This window comes from Mycobacterium sp., from assembly GCF_049278535.1.
In the GTDB taxonomy this organism is placed as follows: domain Bacteria; phylum Actinomycetota; class Actinomycetes; order Mycobacteriales; family Mycobacteriaceae; genus Mycobacterium.
This window is the reverse complement of record NZ_JBAPMI010000096.1, coordinates 1-5,659: the sequence shown is the minus strand read 5'-3', so window position 1 is coordinate 5,659 and position 5,659 is coordinate 1. Positions and strand designations below refer to the sequence as shown.

The 5,659-nt window shown below is 63.9% G+C and carries 6 protein-coding genes; all 6 read left to right on the top strand.

The genetic code is table 11. The features are described from left to right. Positions 1–61: 61 nt before the first annotated feature. A complete protein-coding gene (locus tag WAO18_RS06450) occupies positions 62–1,540 on the top strand; it encodes a dihydrolipoyl dehydrogenase family protein (RefSeq protein WP_422204839.1) in 1,479 nt (492 codons plus the stop codon). Positions 1,541–1,600: 60 nt separating this feature from the next. Then, on the top strand, positions 1,601–2,596 hold the full coding sequence (locus WAO18_RS06445; protein ID WP_422204837.1) for an NADP-dependent oxidoreductase: 996 nt from the start codon (positions 1,601–1,603) through the stop codon (positions 2,594–2,596). Further along, positions 2,583–2,975: a Rid family hydrolase gene (locus tag WAO18_RS06440; RefSeq protein WP_422204836.1), complete on the top strand. Its 393-nt coding sequence runs from the start codon at positions 2,583–2,585 to the stop codon at positions 2,973–2,975. Before WAO18_RS06445 ends, WAO18_RS06440 begins: the two co-directional genes overlap by 14 nt. Further along, positions 2,972–3,637, top strand: coding sequence for a nitroreductase family protein (locus tag WAO18_RS06435; RefSeq protein WP_422204835.1), 666 nt, complete (start codon positions 2,972–2,974; stop codon positions 3,635–3,637). The genes WAO18_RS06440 and WAO18_RS06435 overlap by 4 nt, the downstream gene beginning before the upstream one ends. 52 nt (positions 3,638–3,689) lie before the next feature. Beyond that, the gene (locus tag WAO18_RS06430) at positions 3,690–5,144 is read left to right on the top strand and encodes an MFS transporter (protein WP_422204833.1); all 1,455 of its coding nucleotides are present in this window, start codon (positions 3,690–3,692) and stop codon (positions 5,142–5,144) included. A gap of 198 nt (positions 5,145–5,342) precedes the next feature. Beyond that, a partial coding sequence (locus WAO18_RS06425; protein ID WP_422204831.1) for a nuclear transport factor 2 family protein occupies positions 5,343–5,659 on the top strand: 317 nt, incomplete at its 3' end.

The window sequence follows — 5,659 nt, the reverse complement described above, 5'->3', positions numbered from 1 at the left end:
CGTCGAAACGTATGAGCCCCCAACACAGCTGGACCTTACCGATCATCGGAAATGAGGGTTGATGAAAGCCGGTACAGAGTTCGACGTGATCGTCGTAGGCGGCGGCGTGGGCGGTGTGGCTGCCGTGCGGAAACTTGCGTCCGTCGGCTTTTCAGTCGCGCTCGTTGAGGATCGCCTGGTCGGTGGGGAGTGTCATTACTGGGGCTGCAACCCGAGTAAGACGCTGCTTCGCCCGATCGAGGTGTTCAATCTGGCAAAGGCAGTTCCTGGTGTGCGAGAGACCATTTCAAGCAAAGGACTGGATATTGCGGCAGTCTTCGCGAAACGCGACGCGATTATTGAGCACCTCTCGGACCAAGACCGAACAGCATCACTGCGGCAAGCTGGTGTAGCAGTGTTTCATGGGATCGGCCGGCTGAGTGGCGAACGAACGGTGCGCGTGGCCTACGCCTGGGAAGATACCACCGAAGCCGTCCTGACTGCGCGTCATGCGGTTGTGCTGGCCACCGGCACTCGCCCTAACCTGCCGGAGATACCTGGGTTGGCGCAAGCACGCCCGTGGACCAATCGGGACTTAACGACCATGACACGGGTCCCTCCTCGCGCGTTGGTGGTGGGGGGCGGCCCTGTCGCCGTCGAGTTCGCCACGATCCTGAGCGGTTTGGGCTCAGCGGTAACACTTCTGGTGCGTGAGGACTCCCTGGTTTGCAACTGCGAACCCGAAGCTCGCGAGCTGGTTGCGCAGTCACTGCGAAGCAAAGGCGTCACGATTCACTTTGAGACCGAGCTGTCGGCAGTATCCCGCCCCGCGGCGGGCGGTCCCGTCACCGCCACTTTCCACCGCAAGACCATCGAGGTAGACGAGGTCGTCCTGGCCGCCGGACGGCGCACCAACACCGACAACATCGGGCTGAAAAACCTTGGTCTGCCGGGCGGCGGGATCGTTTCGGTGAACGACCATCTCCAGGCGGTCGGCGTCACAGGCGGTTGGCTTTACGCGCTGGGAGACACCACCGGGCGTGCTCGGCTATCTCACATTTCCACCTACCACGGCCGTGTCGTAGCCGACATCATTACGGCGCGGGCCGCGGGGCGAGAACTGTCCCAGAACGAGTTGATTGCCCGTGATGCCGGCAATCTGGCGCAGGTTATCCACACTGAGCCGCAAGTGGCCTGGGCGGGGCGCACCGAAAGTCAGGCCCGAGCAGAAGGGTTCGCGGTTCGGACGCGAACTGCCGAATACCCCGGCGCGGTGTCATTCCTCGCCCTTTACCGGGACGGCTTCCAAGGATGGGCGAAACTGGTCATTAACGACCAGACCAACACACTGCTCGGAGCGACATTTGTCGGCCCGCAGTTCTCAGAACTGGTTCAAGCGGCCACCCTGGCAATCCTCGCCAAGGTCCCTGTCAGTCTGCTACGCCATGCTGTTGCGCCACATCCGACGGTCAACCAGGTCTGGGATCCCCTACTCGCCCAAGAGTCCGAACTTGCCACGTTACTGAAAAACGCGACGCAGAAAGCACAGAAGAGTGCTTAAGCGAATCACCTTGGGAGGAACCATAATGACGTACGACTGGCCGGTCGAATCACTGTGAGCATGCTTGTCGCAGGGGTCCGCACGTTCGGCGGGGATGTCGAGACGCTCGAAGTGGGCGACCCGCGACCGTTGGCGGCCGACGAGGTCCTCATCGACGTTCGTGGCGTCGGGGTTGGCAACTGGGACAATATCGTTCGTTGCGGCGGTTGGGACGTTGGCGCCAGGCCGCCGCTGGCGCTCGGCGTCGAGGCTGCCGGGGTCATCAAGGCCGTGGGTAGTTGCCCGAGCGGATTCAGTGTGGGCGATGAGGTGATGTGCCACCCTGTGCCGTTGCGCGGCCAAGGTACGTGGGCGGCGCTTCTGGTAGCGCCCGTCGGATCGCTCGCCCACAAACCGCCCGAGGTTCCGTGGGAGACCGCAGCGATCTTTCCGGTGCCGGCGTTGACCGCCGAGCAGGTGGTCGCCGAGGCGTTGGCCCTTCGCGGTGGGGAAACGTTGCTCGTTCATGGCGCGGGCGGAATCACCGGCGGGCTCATCGTCCAACTGGCCGCCTTGCGCGGGGTCGACGTGCTCGCCACCGCCAGCCCGCGCAGCGCCGACCGGGTCCGCGGACACGGCGCCCGCGAGGTAATCGATTACCGGGATCCGCTGTGGCCCCGACAGGCACGGGCGTTGGCGAAAAACTCCATCGACGCCGTCGCCAACGCGGCGCCGGGGGGTGCTGCTGCGGCGATGACCGCGCTTGCCGACGGCGGCCAGCTGGCCAACATCACCCCTGACTCGCCGGCATCCACCCGCGGCATCAGCGTGACCGCGGTTTACGTCCGTTCCGACGGCCCTCAACTCGAACGTCTCACCGCGCTGCTCGCCTCGCGTCGATTGAGCATGCCGACCCCGCGTCCTTGCCGCCTGGATGAGGCCGCGTCCGCGCTCGCGCGGGTCGTTGCAGGCCAGGAGGCCAGCGGAGTGGTGATCACGAAAGAGATCTCACGAAGTTGCCATCACACCCCTAAAAGACCTAAGGCCACCAAGGAGTCTCAAGATGACCACCATTAACCCGATCTTCACCGGAGTGGCCGCTCACATCGGCAAATATGCTGACGCCGTTGTCGTATCCGGTGGCGGCGACACACTGATACTCGTCTCCGGCACGCCTGGCCTGCGCGAAGACGGCACCGTGCCTGAGGACTTCACTGACGAAGCCCGGCAGTGCTGGGCCAATGTCGAAAGGGCGCTCGACAAGGCCGGCGCCAAGCTCACCGACATTGTCCACATGCGCCAATGGGTCACCAGCCGTCACAATGCGTCCGCCTACCTAGCGGTGAGCAAAGAGGTCATCCGCCACCAACCCGCCGCCATGTTCAGCATCATCGACGGCCTGGTGTGGCCCGACATCCGCGTGGAAGTCGAAGTCATCGCCATCCTGCCGGCATGAGCGATTACCCCATCGTCGACTTGTCCATCGACGCGCTGCTGACCACGACCCGCTCGGTGCGCAAACGTCTCGATTTGACCAAACCTGTTCCGATCGGCCTGATCCGGGAATGCCTGGAGATCGCGGTGCAGGCACCGACGTCGGCCAACGTGCAGAACTGGAGCTTCATCGTGGTCACCGATGCAAGCCAGCGTCGTGCGATCGCCGATGTATATCGCCGCACATGGGACTTGATTGTCGCGTCCCCGTTCGCGGTCGCAGACCGGTACAAGGACGAGCCCGCGCGCAATCGCGAGCAGCGCAAGGTATCTGACAGTGCGGCGTATCTTGCCGAGCACATCGGCGAGGTCCCCGTCTTGATGATCCCGTGCGTCCAGCTCATCGACGGTGACGGCACCCTGACGGGCGAAAACTCTAATCGGTATTGGAGTTCGATCATGCCCGCCACCTGGAGTTACATGCTGGCGGCGCGCTCTCGGGGTTTGGGAACCACGTGGACCGGGGTGACCATAATGGCCGACGACGAGATGCGGGCCATCCTCGGTTTACCCGACAACGTCTATCACGCCACCACCGTCCCCACCGCCTACTACACCGGCACGACTTTTCGCCGTGCCAAACGGATTCCGCTCGACGACGTGGTGCATTTCGACCGATGGTGAGTCGCAATGGGTTTGGCACGCATTCGTCGTCACGGGCCAAGCGCAGACCGCAGTGACGTTACGCGACGCGGCACCGACCAGCCGCGCGATGATGGTCGCGGTGATGGTGTCGATGGTCGCATTCCTCGACTCCACCGTGATCAACCTGGCTTTGCCAGCCACCGAGCACGACCTCGGTGGCGGCCTGGCGTCGCAGCAATGGATCATCGACGGTTACCTGTTGGCGATGGCAGCCGCGATTTTACCCGGCGGGTCCATCTCGGATATGTTCGGGCGCCTACCAGTTATGCGGTTCGGGCTGTTGACTTTCGGAGCGGGCTCGGTTGTGGCGGCAGCGGCGACCTCACCGGCGATGCTGATCAGCGCGCGCCTCATCCAGGGCCTGGGTGCGGCATTCCTTGTGCCGGGCTCGCTGGCGCTGATCAACACGGTGTTCGACAAAGAACATCAGTCCGCAGCAATCGGCGTCTGGACCGGGTGGACGGGAACAGCCTTCGCGTTGGGCCCGCTGCTGGGCGGAGTGTGCGTCGATTTCCTCGGCTGGCGTTGGATTTTCGTGTTGTCAGCGATCCCCGTGGTGGTCGGGTATGCGCTGACGTTCTGGCTGTGCCCGATGCCGGGGCGGGTCGGAGGCGCCCCTGTCGACACCGTCGGGGTGGGCCTATCGGCGATCGGGCGGGCGGCGACCGTGTATGCGTTGATCGAATCGCAACGCGGTGGCTGGACCGACCCGATGGTCAGCACACCATTGGTGATCGGGATTGCCGCCCTGGCCGGCTTTGTGAGCTGGCAGCACCGCAGCAGGTGCCCGATGCTTCCGTTGCCGCTGTTCACCTTTCGTAACTTCGCTGCCGCCAACCTCGTCACCGCGTTCGTCTACGGAGCGTTGACGCTGGGATCACTGGCCGTCGCCCTCTACACCCAAGAAATCGGCGGCTACTCAGCCACCGCTGCCGGACTGGCCACCCTGCCGATCCCGGCGCTGTCGTTCGTGCTCGCCCGTCATGTCGGCCGCATCGCCGCGCGGGTGGGGCCAAGCGCGTTCCTGATCGCCGGCCCCGCCGTGGCGGGGATCGGGCTGCTGCTGATCAGCCCGAAAGCTATCGAATTCCACGCCATCACCGACCTGGTCCCCGGGATGACCGTACTGGCCATCGGGCTGGTTGCGACTATCACACCGCTGATCTCGGTGACGCTGGCCTCGGTGCCGACCGAACACAGCGGCCTGGCGTCGGCGATCAACAACGCCGTCTCGCGGCTGGCCGCGCTGGTGTCGATCGGGTCCATCGGCGTGATCAGCGGTGGCGCCGCAAGCACAATCGGATTCGACCACGTGTTAGAGGTGAGCGCCGCACTCTTCGCCTTAGGCGCGATGTGCGCCGCGTTGTTGATAACAAATCCCCCTGCCGGGTACCAACCTGTGCCCTGCGACATCGCGGTGTTGTGCCGCGACCGGCCCGGCGTGCAACCCGCCCTGGCCACCAGCTCCTCGGCCGCGACCGAATAGTCCAAACAGCCGACGCAGCAACGCAACCACGATTCGGTTCACGGCGGCGCATAACTCACCCGGGTGAATAGGTGGTTGGGGTGATGACAGCTCACCCAGCGTGGCCGCAGGCTCAGTACGACCACGGGCGGGATTGTCGGCCCGTTTGCCGGGCGCCCGGCCCGAGGTCGCTACGCGTCGTGGAGAAGGAACCAGAGAATGACCGATACCATTCAGTCCACCGAAGATCTGGCGATCCTCGAGCAGCTCAACAATGACTACGTCCACTCCGACCAGTTCAACGATGTCAAGCGCTTCAGCGAGTTCCTCGCGGAAGACTTCATCGTGCAGACGCCGGGTGTCACCCGGAACCGTGAAGAGTTCCTCGACTACATCGCTAAGCCGCGTCCCTTCAAGGATCTCGCTGTGCACGACGTCAACATCCGCATCCTCAGTGACGTTGCTCTGATTCACGCGCGTGCCACATACACGATGCTCGTCGATGGAGTGGCACAAGAAGCTCTGTACACGGACAC